Origin of the sequence: Kribbella albertanoniae, from assembly GCF_004348455.1 — a bacterium.
GTDB classification, from domain to species: domain Bacteria; phylum Actinomycetota; class Actinomycetes; order Propionibacteriales; family Kribbellaceae; genus Kribbella; species Kribbella albertanoniae.
Genome location: NZ_SMKA01000257.1, coordinates 1 through 13936, shown reverse-complemented (window position 1 = coordinate 13936; position 13936 = coordinate 1). Strand labels below are relative to the sequence as shown.

At 68.6% G+C, this 13936-nt stretch carries 15 protein-coding genes; 8 read left to right on the top strand and 7 right to left on the bottom strand.

Translation table 11 applies throughout. The features are described 5' to 3' along the window. The first annotated feature begins 130 nt into the window (after positions 1–130). Positions 131–1369, top strand: coding sequence for an FAD-dependent monooxygenase (locus E1261_RS36045; protein ID WP_132414214.1), 1239 nt, complete (start codon positions 131–133; stop codon positions 1367–1369). Here the strand turns inward: E1261_RS36045 and E1261_RS36040 are convergent. Beyond that, positions 1328–1909 (bottom strand): TIGR03086 family metal-binding protein, encoded by a 582-nt coding sequence (locus tag E1261_RS36040; protein WP_132414213.1) that lies wholly within the window; start codon positions 1907–1909, stop codon positions 1328–1330. The two genes, E1261_RS36045 and E1261_RS36040, sit on opposite strands and share 42 nt — an antisense overlap. A 131-nt stretch (positions 1910–2040) precedes the next feature. Between E1261_RS36040 and E1261_RS45565 the strand changes: the two genes are divergently transcribed. Further along, on the top strand, positions 2041–2190 hold the full coding sequence (locus E1261_RS45565; RefSeq protein WP_165952758.1) for a hypothetical protein: 150 nt from the start codon (positions 2041–2043) through the stop codon (positions 2188–2190). Positions 2191–2215: 25 nt separating this feature from the next. After that, positions 2216–3136: a GntR family transcriptional regulator gene (locus E1261_RS36035; RefSeq protein WP_132414212.1), complete on the top strand. Its 921-nt coding sequence runs from the start codon at positions 2216–2218 to the stop codon at positions 3134–3136. Here the strand turns inward: E1261_RS36035 and E1261_RS36030 are convergent. The 4 genes from E1261_RS36030 to E1261_RS36015 are packed head-to-tail and all read right to left on the bottom strand — an operon-like array spanning position 3126 to position 7613. Then, entirely contained in the window at positions 3126–3713 is a 588-nt protein-coding gene (locus E1261_RS36030; protein WP_132414211.1) for an HhH-GPD-type base excision DNA repair protein, read from the bottom strand. The two genes, E1261_RS36035 and E1261_RS36030, sit on opposite strands and share 11 nt — an antisense overlap. A gap of 4 nt (positions 3714–3717) precedes the next feature. After that, entirely contained in the window at positions 3718–5802 is a 2085-nt protein-coding gene (locus tag E1261_RS36025; protein WP_132414210.1) for an iron ABC transporter permease, read from the bottom strand. Next, positions 5799–6773, bottom strand: a complete 975-nt coding sequence (locus E1261_RS36020) for an ABC transporter substrate-binding protein (protein WP_132414209.1) — start codon at positions 6771–6773, stop codon at positions 5799–5801. Before E1261_RS36020 ends, E1261_RS36025 begins: the two co-directional genes overlap by 4 nt. A 12-nt stretch (positions 6774–6785) precedes the next feature. Further along, positions 6786–7613: an ABC transporter ATP-binding protein gene (locus E1261_RS36015; RefSeq protein WP_132414208.1), complete on the bottom strand. Its 828-nt coding sequence runs from the start codon at positions 7611–7613 to the stop codon at positions 6786–6788. Between the two features lie 110 nt (positions 7614–7723). Here E1261_RS36015 and E1261_RS36010 point away from each other — a divergent pair, with 110 nt between their 5' ends. Beyond that, entirely contained in the window at positions 7724–8602 is an 879-nt protein-coding gene (locus tag E1261_RS36010; RefSeq protein WP_238176641.1) for a hypothetical protein, read from the top strand. Position 8603: 1 nt separating this feature from the next. Here the strand turns inward: E1261_RS36010 and E1261_RS36005 are convergent, their stop codons facing one another. Beyond that, on the bottom strand, positions 8604–9551 hold the full coding sequence (locus E1261_RS36005; RefSeq protein WP_132414207.1) for an NAD-dependent epimerase/dehydratase family protein: 948 nt from the start codon (positions 9549–9551) through the stop codon (positions 8604–8606). 173 nt (positions 9552–9724) lie between these two features. Between E1261_RS36005 and E1261_RS36000 the strand changes: the two genes are divergently transcribed. Next, entirely contained in the window at positions 9725–10402 is a 678-nt protein-coding gene (locus E1261_RS36000; RefSeq protein ID WP_132414206.1) for an SDR family NAD(P)-dependent oxidoreductase, read from the top strand. A 128-nt stretch (positions 10403–10530) separates the two neighbouring features. Next, the gene (locus E1261_RS35995) at positions 10531–11988 is read left to right on the top strand and encodes an LCP family protein (RefSeq protein WP_238176640.1); all 1458 of its coding nucleotides are present in this window, start codon (positions 10531–10533) and stop codon (positions 11986–11988) included. 1 nt (position 11989) lies between these two features. On the opposite strand, the gene E1261_RS35990 is transcribed toward E1261_RS35995, so the two are convergent. Next, positions 11990–12574 (bottom strand): TetR/AcrR family transcriptional regulator, encoded by a 585-nt coding sequence (locus tag E1261_RS35990; protein ID WP_132414205.1) that lies wholly within the window; start codon positions 12572–12574, stop codon positions 11990–11992. Positions 12575–12669: 95 nt separating this feature from the next. Between E1261_RS35990 and E1261_RS35985 the strand changes: the two genes are divergently transcribed. Together E1261_RS35985 and E1261_RS35980 are read left to right on the top strand one after the other, a co-directional pair. Continuing rightward, positions 12670–13500 (top strand): SDR family NAD(P)-dependent oxidoreductase, encoded by an 831-nt coding sequence (locus tag E1261_RS35985; protein ID WP_132414204.1) that lies wholly within the window; start codon positions 12670–12672, stop codon positions 13498–13500. Between the two features lie 62 nt (positions 13501–13562). Beyond that, positions 13563–13936: YciI family protein (locus E1261_RS35980; RefSeq protein WP_132414203.1), on the top strand; the 374-nt coding region annotated here is incomplete at its 3' end.

Below are 13936 nucleotides of genomic sequence, written 5' to 3'. Positions count from 1 at the left end.
CTCCGGGGCGCGGGCATGGTGGGGGTACTAGTGCACCTCGGGGTGGTGCTCTAGTGCGCGGTGGCCTTTCCACACTCCACTAGTGCAACGTGTACGGCGTACGCGCACTAGTCGATGAGGGGTGGTTGTGATGAGTAAGAGTGTGTTGATCAGTGGTGGTGGGATTGCGGGGCCGGCGCTGGCGTTCTGGTTGCGGCGGGCCGGATTCGCGCCGACCGTCGTGGAGGTTGCGGGCGGTCCGAGGCCGGGTGGGCAGACGGTGGATCTGCGGGGCATCTCGAAAGAGGTGGTCGAGCGGATGGGGTTGATGCCCGCGGTTCGGCAGCGGCAGTTGCATGAGCGGGGGTTCGAGTACGTTCGGGCCGACGGGCGCCGGAGCGTGGCGATGCCGGCCGAGCTGTTCGACGGCGCCGGGCCGGTCGCGGAGATCGAGATCCTCCGCGGTGACCTCGCGGAGGTCTTGGCCGAGGCCACGCAGGAGGTCGAGTACCTGTACGGCGACTCGGTCGCGCAGCTCGATCAGGACGCGAACGGGGTCGACGTGGCGTTCGCGAGTGGGACGCGGCGACGGTTCGACCTGGTCATCGGGGCGGATGGCGTGCACTCGCGGGTACGTCGGCTCGCCTTCGGACCGCATGATCGGTTCGTGCAGCACCTCGGCGGTTACACGTCGTACTTCACGGTCGAGGCCCCAGAGGACCTGAACCACTGGATGAAGGTCTACACCGCACCCCGCGGACTCTGGGTCGGGCTGCGGCCCGATCACGATCCGCGGTTCGCCAAGGCCCTGCTGAGTTTCCGGTCGCCGGTCATCGACTACGACTACCGCGATGTCGCCGCGCAGAAGGCGCTACTCAACCAGCGGTTCAAAGACGTCGGCTGGCACGCGGAACACATTCTCAAGCAGCTCCCCACAGCCGAGGACTTCTACTTCGACAGCACCAGCCGCGTCGTCGTACCGGAGTGGTCGCAGGGCCGCGTCGCGCTGGTCGGCGACGCCGGCTACTGCGGCTCACCACTAGCAGGGCACGGTACGGCGCTCGCCCTGGTCGGCGCCTACGTCCTCGCCGGCGAACTAGCGGCGAACGGCAATCACGAGCACGCGTTCCCGGCGTACCAGCGCAGAATGCAGGCGTACGTCGATCAGCGGATGGAACTGCCGCCCGGCGGAATCAAGATGGCGATGCCGATGACCGCCTTCGGCATCGGCTACCGGGACACGATGATCCGGCTGATGATGTCAAAGCTCCTGGCTGGACCGATGGGCAAGCTGACAGTAGGCAAACCGGATGCGATCGACCTGCAGACCTACTCAGACCTGCAGAGCTCAGACGGTCCACTCCGGATTGCGGCCGAGCAGACCGAGTAGCTGGTCGAACGTGGACGCCGTACCGGAGACTTTGACGCTGCGCTCGAAGGCCGCGCCGGGCCCGCGGGCCGAGTCGGTGTCGGGGATCCGGCGGGCCAGGTCGAGCGCGGCCTCGACCAGGTCACGCGGCGGGCTGTACGGGATGCGGAGGGCCTGGGCGAGGTCCCAGGCATGCACCACGCAGTCCAGGTGGTGGAAGGTCAGCGCGATCCGGCGCGGGAACGAGCCGTACTCGCGGACCTCCATCAGTCGGTCCAGCGCCCCGCCGTCGGCGAACGCGTCGGCCACGGCGACGTTAGAACGCCGGTACGCACCGGCCGGGTTGTCGCCGAGGCGGCCGCCGGTCCACGTCTGCACGGGCGCGGAGCCGTTGATGGCCGCGGCGGCGAAGCCCTCGTTCTCGCTGACGATGTGCCGGAGTAGTCCGCGCACGGTCCAGTCGGGGCAGGGCGTCGGCAGGCTGAGGTGCTCAGGGCGCACCTGCATGACGACTTCCCCCAGTACTGCGCCGGCGCGCCGATCCAGATCCCGGACGTCCATCCGCGTTCCTCCCGTTTCCCCAGCGAGCATAGGCCGCAGTACCGGGTTTGGGCAGGTAATTGGCCCGACCACAAGGGACAACCCGCACCCTCAGGCACACTGGTGATCCGACTGAACCTTTGGAGGCCCCGATGAGCGAGTCGCCCGACGAGCGGTTCCGCACGTTGCCCGCGTCCGTCAAGCTCGAGGACACGATCGCCTCGCACCCCGCGGGTACGCCGGCAGACCCCGACGAGGGCCGCAATCTCGATCAGGAGCTGGTCATCCGCGCCGGCGGCTGAGCCGGGTCAGGAAGGAGCGCGGTTGATGGACGAGCCGCCGTACCTGGTGATCGCAGCTGAGCTCCGGCGGCGGATCGAGACAGGGGAGCTGCAGCCGGGGGAGCGGGTGCCGTCGACCCGGAGCCTTGTGCGTGACTTCGGGGTGGCGATGGCGACCGCGACCAAGGCGCTCCGGGCGCTGCAGGACGAACGCCTCGTGCACGCCAGCCCCGGCGTCGGCACCATCGTCGGCGCCCCACCCCGCACCACCCGCGCCCGCCCGGTGCCTGCAGCACTGAACGAGCCTCGCTCTGGACTCGCACTCGCGTTGGAGCGGGACCAGGTGGTCCGGATGGGGATCGCGATCGCCGACGCCGAGGGCCTCCCCGCGGTCTCGATGCGCCGGATCGCGGCCGAGCTCGGCGTCTCCACGATGGCCCTGTACCGCCATGTCGGCGGCAAGGAGACCCTCGTCCTGCAAATGGTCGACGCGGCCTTCGGCGAGTTCCCGCTCCCAACCCTGTACGGCGATTGGCGCGCCCGCGTGACCGTGGTCGCGCAGACCCAGTGGGCGGCGTACCGGGCGCACCTCTGGCTGGCCGGTGCGGTCAGCGTCGGCCGACCGCAGGTCCTCCCGCACCTACTGCCGCACACCGACGCGCTGCTGTCCGCGTTCAAACCGCTGGACAAGACCACGGCCATGTACGCCGTCATCAGCGTCTTCGGGTATGTCCGCAGCCTGGCCCAGGCGATGGAGACAGAGGCGCAGGCAGTGCAGGACACCGGGCTGACCGCCGACGACTGGGCGGAGCGGCAGACCGAGCAGATGGCCGCCGTGATCGCGGCCGGGAACCTGACCGCGTTCCGCGACCTGATGGCGGACGACTGGGATTTCGACTACGACCTGGACCGGCTGTTCGCGTTCGGCCTCGACCTGATGCTGGACGGGCTGGCCGTCAGGCTGTAGCAGCCTTGGCTGCCGCCTTCGCTTCCTTCTTGAACGCCCGGACCTCGCCGAGTGACTTGGCGTCGACCACATCGGCGATCGAACGGCGTGACCCGCGGTCGCCGTACGAGCCGGCTGCCTCGCGCCAGCCCTTCGGCTCGACGCCGCGCTGCTTGCCGAGCATCGCGAGGAAGATCTTCGCCTTCTGCTCACCGAATCCGGGCAACGCCTTCAACCGCTTCAGCACCTCGGCGCCGTCCGGCTTCGGCCGGCCGGCGGTCCACAGGTACGCGGTGTTGCCGTCGTAGTTCTCGATGATGTGCTGCGCCAGCGCATGCACGCGGCGGCCCATCGAACCGCCGTACCGGTGGATGGCCGGCGGGGTCACGCACAGCTCGACGAACTCCTCGATATCGGAGGCGGCGATCTTGTGCAGATCGAACCCGTCCATCCGGTCCGCGATCTTCCGCGGCCCGGCGAACGCGTGCTCCATCGGGTACTGCTGATCCAGCAGCATCCCGACCAGCAGGGCGAACGGGTCGTCGTTGAGCAGTTTGTCCGCGGCCGGATCCCCGGTCAGGTGCAGTTCGCGCAGCATGGACTCATCCTGACACGGGGATTCGGGTTCGCCACAAGAGGTAGACGAAGTACGGCGCTCCGATGAGTGCGGTGAGGAGGCCGGCCGGGATCTGGGCCGGGGCGAGGAGCGTGCGGCCGAGGCTGTCCGAGACGCTCACCAGGACGGCGCCGAGCAGGGCGGAGACCGGGAGGATCCGGCTGTGGTTGCCGCCGACCAGGGCGCGAGCGGCGTGCGGTGCGACCAGTCCGACGAAGCCGACCACGCCGATCGCCGAGACCGCGGTGGCGGTCATCAGGGCTGCGCACAACAGCATCAGCAGCCGCGTCCGTTCGAGCCGGACACCGAGGATGCGCGGTACGTCGTCGTTCAGCGCGAGCAGGTCGAGTTCGCGACGGTGGTGCGCGATCAGCGGGGTGAGCACGAGTAGTCCGAGCGCGACCGGGATCACCTGGGGCAACGTCCGGCCGTAGGTGCTGCCGGAGAGCCAGGTCATCGCGAGGCTGATGTTCCATGGGTCGGTGGCGACGATCATCAGCGTGATGACCGCGGTCGCGGCCGACGAGACCCCGACTCCGATCAGCACCAACCGATCGGAGCTCAACCCACCGCGCCACGACACCAGATAGACCAGTGCGAACGTCGCGAGTGCGGCGATCGACGCGACGCCGGAGAGCAGCCAAATGCTTGCCGACGGCAAGATGATCAGCGTGGCGACGGCCCCGACCCCGGCGCCACCGGTGATGCCGAGAATGCCCGGCTCAGCAAGCGGGTTCCGGCAAACAGCCTGTACGGCGGTGCCTGCGATCGCGAGGGCGGCCCCGCAAAGCAGTGCCGCGAGCACGCGCGGGAACCGCTGATCGAGAACGTACGTGATGGCTCGGCCGGACCGGCCGTTGATCCAGTTGGCGATGTCCCCGGTCCGCAGGAACGCGTCCCCGGCGAGCATCGCGAAGATCGCGGCAGCCACCACGAACACCAGCAGTACGACGGTAACCAGGAGGAAGCGCCGCCGCGTGCGAACGCCGGAGCTCGCGCCACCGGGCGTCCGGCTCGCCCCGGAATCGCGGTACCGGCGCGCGAGCCAGACCAGCACGATCGCGCCGACCATCATCGTCATGATGCCGGTCGGAATCTCGACCCCGGCCTGCCCGCCGAACGCAGCCCGCAGGCTGACATCCGACAACAGCACAACCAGTACGCCGGCCAGTCCGGACAACGGAAGCAGAACCCGGTGCCGGAGCAGACCCGGGACGACCGGTGCGATCAGTCGCACGAGGACCGGTGCGACCAGTCCGACGAAACCGACCGGTCCGGTCACTGTCACGGCGGCCGCGGACAACAGCACCGTGATCAGCGTGGTGAGGACGCGCACCCGCCGTACATGCACTCCCAGTACGGCGGCGGTGTCGTCACCGAGCGCGAGGATGTCCAGCTTGGTGGCCAGCAGCAACGAACCGATGATGCCGATGGCAACGATCGGCGCCATCTGGTTGAAGGCATGCAGGTCGGTCTGGACCAGCGTGCCCGCGCTCCAGGTGAAGATCCCGACGGTCTCCTCGCGGTAGAGCAGCATCAGCAACGTGGTGATGCCGCCCAGTGCCATCGCGACCGCGGACCCGGCCAGGATCAGCCGGGTCGGGCCGGACGCACCGCCTGAGGACAACGCCAGCACCAGAACGGCAGCCGCCAGCCCGCCGGCGAACGCGACCCCACCGGCCGGAAGAACAGGCAGGTTGATGCCGAGTGCCGCCACCACTACAACCGTCAGATACGCCCCTGCATTGACCCCCAACGTGTCGGGCGAGGCGAGTGGGTTGCGGGCCAGCGACTGCAGACCAGCGCCGGCGACGCCGAGGGCGAGGCCCACCAGGACGCCGGCGAGCAGCCGGGGCAGCCGGGATGCGACGAGAACGTTCGCCGCGTTGTCGGTGCCCTGGCCGAACGCCAGTTTGATCAGGTCCCCGGCACCCACTGACGAGGTGCCCTGGGTGAGGTGGACCCCTGCCAGTACGACGATCGCCGCGAGCGCGAGCAGGAACACCCCGGTCACGCGGATCCGCCGTACCGGTTGGTGCACTGTCTCCAGCGCGGTGATGACCTGGGTCAAGACGTGACAGCCTTGACCGCTGCGTCGATGAACTGCTCGGTCGACTTCGGGCCGCCGAACATCCAGATGCCGTCCGGCAGTCGGTGCAGGTTGTTGCTCTTCACGAACGGCAGGTTCTTCCAGATCGCGTTCCCGGCCAGGTCCTTGCCGAACACGTCACCGCCGTCGGCGTCGTTGGCGATGTAGAGGAACTCGCCGTCCTTCAGTTTGGTCAGGCCCTCGAGGTCGGTCGAGGCCAGGCCGTAGTCCTTGTCGCCGCCCTCGGTCCAGGCGTTCTTCAGGCCGAGTTCGTTGCCGACGGCACCGAGCAGCGATCCCGGGGTGTACATCCGGATCGAGATCGTGCTGCCCTGCTTGTACCCGTCGGCCATCGTGAACGGCGTCCCGGCCTTGCCCGCGTCGGCGATCTTCTGCTTGCCGTCGGCAAGGGCCTTGTCGAAGTCGGCGTTGATCTGCTTGGCCTGCTCGGTCTTGCCGACGGCGCTCGCGGTGAGTTCGAGGTTGGTCTTCATCTGCGGGATCACGTTCTTCGCGTCGGCCGCGTCAACGACCAGGACCGGAACGGCCTTCTCCATCCCGGCGATCGCGCTCGCGGACTCGTCGCTGGTGGTGATGACCAGATCCGGGTTCAGGGCAACGATCGCGTCCACGCTGGACTCGCCGCGGGTGCCGACGTCCTTCACCGTCGAGTCGAGCTTGGCGGCGGTGACCCAGGCGTTGTAGCCCTTCACGTCGGCGACGCCGACCGGCATCACGCCGACGGAGATCAGGTTCTCGACGACGCCCCACTCGAGGCCGACGACCTTGGTGGCGGGCGCCTTGAGGTCGATCTTCTTACCGCGCGAGTCGGTGATCGAGACCGGGCCGGCCGTGGCGGTGGTCGGATTGTCGGTGGAGGCGGCGGGCTCGCTGGTCCCGCACGCGGTCAGGGCGAGCAGAGCCGCGGCGACGAAGAGGGTGGTTCGCTTCATGAATGAGTACTTTCAGTTGGTCGGGATGCGGCTGAGGTGCTTGCCGATCGGGCGGGTGGTGACCAGGCCGGTCGCCGGGTCGGTCCCCACCTCGATCGCGATGCCGTAGGTCTCGGACAGCGCGCCGGCGTCCAGTACCTCGGCCGGGGTTCCGGTCGCACGTACTCGCCCCTGATCGAGTAGTGCGATCCGGTCCGCGACTGCTGCGGCCTGGTTGAGGTCGTGCAGGACGACGCCCACCGCGACCCCATGGTCGTCGGCCAGGTCACGCATCAGGTCGAGGATCTCGATCTGGTAGCGCAGATCGAGAAAAGTGGTCGGCTCGTCGAGCAGCAGGACACCGGTGTCCTGGGCCAGACAGGTCGCGAGCCACACGCGTTGCAGTTCGCCGCCGGAGAGTTCGTCGACGGCGCGATCCGCCATCCGGGTCACCCCGGTGACCTCCATCGCGTGCTCGATCGCCCGGTGCCCGTCCGGATCGTCACCGCGCCAGCGGCCCCGATGCGGATGGCGCCCGTACCCGACGACGTCGCGCACGCTGACACCGTTCGGCGTCGGCCGCGACTGCGAGAGCAAGGTCACTTTGCGGGCGAACTCCTTGGCCGACAAGGCGAGTGCGTTCCCGCCGTCGGGGAACGTGATGCTGCCGGACTCCGGCTGGTGCAGCCGGGCGAGCGCCCGGAGCAGGGTCGACTTGCCGCTGCCGTTCGGGCCGACCAGTGCGGTCACACTGGCAGCCTCGATCCGCAGCGACGCCCCGTCGACCACGCGAACGCCGTGGTACCCCAGGCGCAGGTCATCACCTGCGAGCCCTCTGACGTCCTCACCGGCCTCAAGCATGGCGGAAGCATAGCCTTACCTAACCTGTCAGCAATATCGCTCGTTCGGTGCCTCACAGGCCATGCCGGGACCGCTACGCTGAGTGCTGACGAGCTCTAGTGGAGGTGGCGATGGAGCCGGTGTTCGCACCTGGTGTGCCGGAAGCGGTACGGCGGTTGTACGAGCATCGGCCGGAGTTGTTCGTGGCCGCGGACGCGCCACGGCCGAAGCGGCAGACGTGGTGGTCGATGGCGCCGGCGAACACGGCCGGGCAGTTGCTGGTGTGGGTCGCGGTCTGGGTGGGCGGGTGGCTGCTGGCCGTGATCATCATGGCGGGGACTTTGCCGGCGCAGGTCGCGGTGTGGATCTCGGTCGTGCTGGCGGGCATCGCCGTACTCGCGACCGGCGGGGTGCTGGTCAAGTCGATGATCGAGGACCGCGGGCACAAGGCGGTCCGGGTGCAGCACGGGTCGTACCTGCTGCCGGCGGATTTCGACGACCCGGCGGCGCGGTTGCTGGGCCGGGCGCAGCGCTCGGTGAAAACGGTGCTTGAGGCAACGGTTACCCGGCGCGGCCTGCTCGACGACATGCAGAACGAGCTAGTCCTGCCCGAGCAGTTGTGGGACATCGCGCAGGTGCTCCGCGAGCAGACGGTCCTCCGTGCGCGGCAGCGCGACGTCGCCCACGGGATGGCGACCGCCGAGCTCGACACCGTCCTCGGCCCGCAGCGTCGCGCGCTCGCCCTGTCGGTTGCGGCCATCGAGCGCAAGGTCGACCTGCTCGAGCGCTACGCCCACCGCGTTCGTTCCGCCGACGCAGCCCTGCGCGCCGAGGCTGCCCTCGGCGACGGCGACCGCTACATCGAGCTCCTCGCCCGCACCGAACCCGTCGGCGACACCACCCTCGTCCAAGGCTTCGCCGACGAGGCCAGCGCACTCCAGGACACCTTCACCCGCTCCATCAACGCAGCCCGAGACGCCGGCCGCACCCTAGCCCTCCCCGAAAACTGAGCTACCGATGCTGCAGGATTTCGGCTTCTGCCTCGGCGGACAGGCCGATGTCCAATGCGGGCTCCCCTCGGTCTTGGTCCCAGGCGAGGAGGTCGGTGAGGGTCTGCTTCAGCGGGGTGACCGGCATGCCGGCCGCGCGGGCCTTCGACGGGTTGCGGCGGCGGGCGGGCCAGATCTCCTCAGGCTCGACAAGCGGGAAGCGGTCCGGTACGGCGTCCGCCGGAACCTGCACGAGTTCGACCGAGGTGCCGGCGATCTCGGCTGCCGTGGTGATCAGTTCACCGAGGGTGCTCTCCGGCCCGATCGCGTTGAACGCACCCGGACGGTCGTCGGTGATCAACTGCACCACGAGTCGTCCGAGATCCCGGCTGTCGATGAACTGCAGTGGCTGCTCAGGTGACGTCGGCACGGCAACCCGCCCGCCCCGCGCACCTCGCCGTACCCAATAAAGAGCCGTATTGCCCGAGTCGCCCGGACCGGTCACGCGCCCCGGACGCACGAGCGTCGCGCGGTCGCCGTACCGCTCCAGGACGTCGTCCTCGCAGGCGACCTTGCACCGCCCGTACGTCTCATTCGTGAGCACGTCGGCGGCGCGCAGGGGAGCTTGCCGGGGTGCGTCCTCGGTCGTCCCGGCCGGCAGATCCCGCACGTAGACCGCGTGACTCGAAACGAACACGTACCGCCCAACGCGATCACCGAGCACATCCATCGCCTCGTCGACCTGCTTGGTCTGATAACCGCTGAGATCCACGACGGCGTCCCACTCCCCGGACCGCAGAGCCGCGTAGTCCCCGGCCTCCCGATCACCGACCAGCTGCACCACCTCACCCGGCAGCGCGCTTCCACTCACCCCGCGACTGAACGATGTCACCTCGGCCCCGTGCTCCAGCGCGTCCATCACGACCGCGCGCCCGACAAACCCGTTCCCGCCCAACGCCAGAATCCGCATCCCGCGACGCTAACCCCAGTCCGGCCGCCCTCGCGACCGAATACACATCTGCGCAAGGACAGGACGTATACCTCTACTAGGCCCACCATCCCGGCTCAGGGAAGACGAGCGGATGGTCCAGTGGGCGTATACGTCCTGTCGTTCGGGTGGTGGCGGCCTCTACGCTCGACCCCATGATGGAGCGGACTGTGGTTGTTGCCGGGGGCACCGGTGGGTTGGGGCGCGCGGTTGTGGCGGGCTTTCTCGCGAGTGGGTGGCGAGTGGTGGTGCCGGGGCGGTCGGAGGAGTCGCTGGAGCGGTTGGGGGCGGATCCGGCGCTGACTCCGATCGTGGCTGATCCGTTCGATCCGGCCGGGGTCGCTGATGTGGTTGCGCTGGCTACTTCGGAGGTCGGGGCGCCGGTGCGGGCGTTGGTGAACCTGGTGGGTGGGTTCGCGTCGGGGGCGCGGGTGCACGAGACGCCGATCGAGCAGTTCGAGGAGCAGTTCCGGCTCAACCTGCGACCGACGTACCTGATCACCCAGGCGGTCCTCCCGCACCTGATCGCGGGCGGCGGTGGAGCAATCGTTTGTACGTCGAGTCGCGCGGCGCAGCGGCCGTTCTCCGGGGCGGCGGGGTACATCTCGGCCAAGGCCGCCGTCCTCGCCTTCGCCGACGCGCTGCAGGTGGAGTACGCCAAGGACGGCATCCGGGTGAACACGGTTCTCCCCGGAACCATCGACACCGCGGCCAACCGCAGCGCCCTGCCGAACGCCGACACCAGCGGCTGGACCGCCCCCGAGAAGATCGCCGGTGTGATCCGGGCCCTGGTTGAAACCGAGGGGTTCGCCGGCGGTCATCACGTCGTATGACAACCGAATCACCCTGTAACGCGTCTGGAGATGTAGAGGTGTGGTCCAACGATGCACACTGACTGGGGACGGCGACAGGGGAGTCAATGGGGAGACACTCGCACACGGCGGTCACACGGGCACGCTCGGTGCCGAAGGTGCTGGGTCTGACCCTGCTGGGTGCGTTGCTGCCCGGAATCGGGCTGATCCTCGGTGGTCGCCGGAAGATCGGTGCGTTCGTCCTCACTCTCACCCTCGGGCTGGTCGGCCTCGGCGCGTACGTCGGTCTGACCCGGCGCGACGAAGTTCTGGCCGCCGCCGTCGATCCGAGCTGGCTGCTGACCACCTCGGTCACGATCGCGGCGATCGCGCTGCTCTGGATCATCGTGATCGTCGCCTCGCACCGATCGTTGCGTCCGGCAACAGGACGGGCCGGTGGCCGGGCGATCGGCGCGACTTTCGTCGGGGTGCTCTGCTTCGCGATCGCGGCTCCGACGGCGTTCGCCGTACAGACCGTGCTGGCGCAGCGGACGCTGGTGCAGGACGTGTTCGTGGCGCAGGGCGAGAGCAAGAGCGCCACCCGGCCGAAGACGGTGAACGTCAAGGACCCGTGGGAGGACAAGCCGCGGCTCAACCTGCTGCTGCTCGGCGGTGACGACGCCCCGAGCCGGGAGGGCGTCCGGACCGACACGGTGATCGTCGCGAGTATCGACACCAAGACCGGCAACACCTCGCTGATCTCGATGCCGAGGCAGCTCACCTTCATGCCGTTCCCGAAGGACTCACCGCTGTACAAGAAGTATCCGAACGGGTTCGGCAAGGAAGGGCTCAGCCTGGAAGGCCGGCTGGAGTGGATGCTGACCGCGATGTACCAGAACATCCCGGACGCGCACCCCGGCATCCTCGGCCCCTCCGACAATGAGGGCGCCGACGTACTGAAGCAGTCGGTCGGCGAGGCGACCGGGCTGAAGATCGACTACTACCTGCAGGTGAATCTGACCGGTTTCCCGGAGCTCGTGAACGCGCTCGGCGGGATCACCGTCAACGTCAACGAGCGGGTGGCGATGGGTGGGGTCAGCAGTGCGCACATCCCGCCGAAGGAGTGGATCGAGCCCGGCCCGAAGCAGCACCTGGACGGGCGGCACGCGCTCTGGTTCGCCCGCGGCCGGTACAACGCCGACGACGACCAGCGGCAGATCCGCCAGCGCTGCACGATCAAGGCGATGGTCGACGCGGCCGACCCGGCCACGCTCGTCACGAAGTACCAGGCGATCGCGAAGGCAGGTCAGCACCTGCTCCGGACCGACATCCCGCAGGAGCTCCTGCCGGCGCTCGTCCAGCTCGCGCTCAAGGTCAAGTCGGGCACGGTCGCGAACATCAACCTCGATGTGTCCAAGCTGAAGATGAAGTACCTGCACCCCGACTACGAGGGGATGCGCGAGGCGATCGAGAAGGCGCTCGAAGCGCCCGCGCCGCCCGCGACGCCGCCGAGCAAGACGCCACCCAAGACCACCAAGACGCCGTCGGACGCCAAGACCACGCCGCCGCCGACCCAGAACCTCGTCGACGCCTGCGCCTACCAGCCCGAGGGCGACCAGCCGAGCTGACCTAGACCGGGATGTCGCGGCCGAACAGCGCCTTGGCGACAGAGGCGAGGTGCGGCGTGAGGTCGGCCTCGGTGGCCTTGGTGAGGCTGGGCGTGCCGACGGCGGTGCGGAGGATGCCGATGCCGAGCAGCCAGGCGCCGAAGAGCTCGGTCCGCAGGTCCTTGTCATCGTTGCCCTCGGCAAGCTCTGAGAGGACGCCGAGGTAGCCGTCGCAGACCTGCTGACGGACGCGGTCGCGCATGTCCTCATGACTGGCTGAGCGGAGCATCGCGATCAGCGGGTGCTCCCCGGCGTACTCCGCCCAGTCCTCGAAGACCAGCTGGTGCAGGAGTTTGGCCGGTAGTTCCTCGACCGGACCATCCGGCAGTACGACGGCCTCCTGCGAAGTGGCCATGGCGTCGCTGAACAGGCCCGACTTGGAACCGAAGTACCGGAACACGAGGGCCGGATCCACGCCGACATCCCCAGCGACGTCGCGGACCGACGTCCCGTCGTACCCGTCGCGAGCGAAGCGCAGCCGCGCGCACTCCAGCAACCGGGCCCGGGTCGCTTCCCGGTCCCGCTTCCGCCCAGGCTGCTTGGTCATCCGGCCTCCAAGTCATCGAGTGTTGACATCGTACTCGCCGGCTGACTAGCCTCACGGCAGGTAAGTCACCGATCGATGACTTGAGGAGTTGGGCGATGCGTGACGTAGTGGTTGCCGGTGGTACGACGGGGATGGGGCGCGAGATCGCCTTGCACTACCTGCGGCAAGGGGCGCGGGTGACGGTGATCGGCAGTACGCCGGAACGCGGGCGAGCGTTGCTGGACGACGCCGCGGGGTTGCCGGGGGAGGCGGCGTTCGTGGCCGCGGACCTGCTGTCGATCGCGGAGAACCGGCGGGTGATCGCGGAGGTGGAGAGCCGGCACGAGTCGCTCGACGCGTTGGTGCTGACCGCGATGCTGCCGTTCATGAAGCGGCGGGAGACGGTGGATGGGCTGGAGGCGACGTTCGTTCTCTACTATCTGAGCCGCTTCCTGCTGAGCTACGGCCTGACCGATCTGCTCGAGCGTGGCGAGACGCCGATCATCACGAATATCGGCGCGACCGGGATCACCAAGGGTGCGGTGCAGTGGGACGACCTGCAGAGCACGCGGAAGTACAGCGTGATCCGGACGATGATGGCGAGCGGCCGGGCGAACGACCTGTTGCCGATCCACTATCTGCAGAACCACCCGGACGGACGGACCAAGTACTTCGGCGTCCAACCGCCGTACACGCGCTCGGGGACCAACCACCTCCCGCAGCCGTTCCGGACGGTCAGCCGGGTGCTCGGCGCGGCCTTCGCCAAGCCGCCGGCCGAGAGCGTGCGGGACACGCTCGCGGTGATGGACGCGCAACCGGCCGAGCGGCTGATCCTGCGAGCAGTCGGTACGGCGGTCGATCCGGGGCTGCCGACGTTCGACCCGGCGAGCGCTCGTCGGCTGTACGAGCTGACGGCGCCACTGCTTGCCGAATCTTTGCCGGGGTGAGTGTCGATCTGGCGTTCGGTCACTCGACGTGAGAGCAAGGGACCGACACGAAAGGGAGACCCATGCGCTACATGATCATCAACAAGGCCGACGCGGACAGCGAAGCCGGTAAGTTCCCGGCACCGTCCGTGGTGGAGGGTGTCGGCAAGGTCGTCGAGGACCTGTCGAAGGCGGGAGTCCTGCTGTTCGCCGAAGGGGTACACCGCAGCGCGCTCGGAGCGCGCGTCCAGGTCGCCGACGGCCGCCGTACCGTCACCGACGGACCCTTCGCCGAAACCAAGGAGCTGATCGGCGGCGTCATGGTCGTCGAGGTCCGCTCCCGCGACGAAGCCGTCGAGTGGGCCGCCCGCCTGGCCGAAGCCCTCGGCAACGAGGTCGAACTCCGCCAAGTAGTAGAAGAAGCCGACTTCGCCCCCACCTCCGACCTCTACACCCC

Bases quoted from the DNA above. Each gene is read 5' to 3' on its own strand.
- E1261_RS36045 (WP_132414214.1), top strand. From the start codon at position 131: ATGAGTAAGAGTGTGTTGATCAGTGGTGGTGGGATTGCGGGGCCGGCG.
- E1261_RS36040 (WP_132414213.1), bottom strand. From the start codon at position 1,909: ATGGACGTCCGGGATCTGGATCGGCGCGCCGGCGCAGTACTGGGGGAA.
- E1261_RS45565 (WP_165952758.1), top strand. From the start codon at position 2,041: ATGAGCGAGTCGCCCGACGAGCGGTTCCGCACGTTGCCCGCGTCCGTC.
- E1261_RS36035 (WP_132414212.1), top strand. From the start codon at position 2,216: ATGGACGAGCCGCCGTACCTGGTGATCGCAGCTGAGCTCCGGCGGCGG.
- E1261_RS36030 (WP_132414211.1), bottom strand. From the start codon at position 3,713: ATGCTGCGCGAACTGCACCTGACCGGGGATCCGGCCGCGGACAAACTG.
- E1261_RS36020 (WP_132414209.1), bottom strand. From the start codon at position 6,773: ATGAAGCGAACCACCCTCTTCGTCGCCGCGGCTCTGCTCGCCCTGACC.
- E1261_RS36015 (WP_132414208.1), bottom strand. From the start codon at position 7,613: ATGCTTGAGGCCGGTGAGGACGTCAGAGGGCTCGCAGGTGATGACCTG.
- E1261_RS36010 (WP_238176641.1), top strand. From the start codon at position 7,724: ATGGAGCCGGTGTTCGCACCTGGTGTGCCGGAAGCGGTACGGCGGTTG.
- E1261_RS36005 (WP_132414207.1), bottom strand. From the start codon at position 9,551: ATGCGGATTCTGGCGTTGGGCGGGAACGGGTTTGTCGGGCGCGCGGTC.
- E1261_RS36000 (WP_132414206.1), top strand. From the start codon at position 9,725: ATGATGGAGCGGACTGTGGTTGTTGCCGGGGGCACCGGTGGGTTGGGG.
- E1261_RS35990 (WP_132414205.1), bottom strand. From the start codon at position 12,574: ATGACCAAGCAGCCTGGGCGGAAGCGGGACCGGGAAGCGACCCGGGCC.
- E1261_RS35985 (WP_132414204.1), top strand. From the start codon at position 12,670: ATGCGTGACGTAGTGGTTGCCGGTGGTACGACGGGGATGGGGCGCGAG.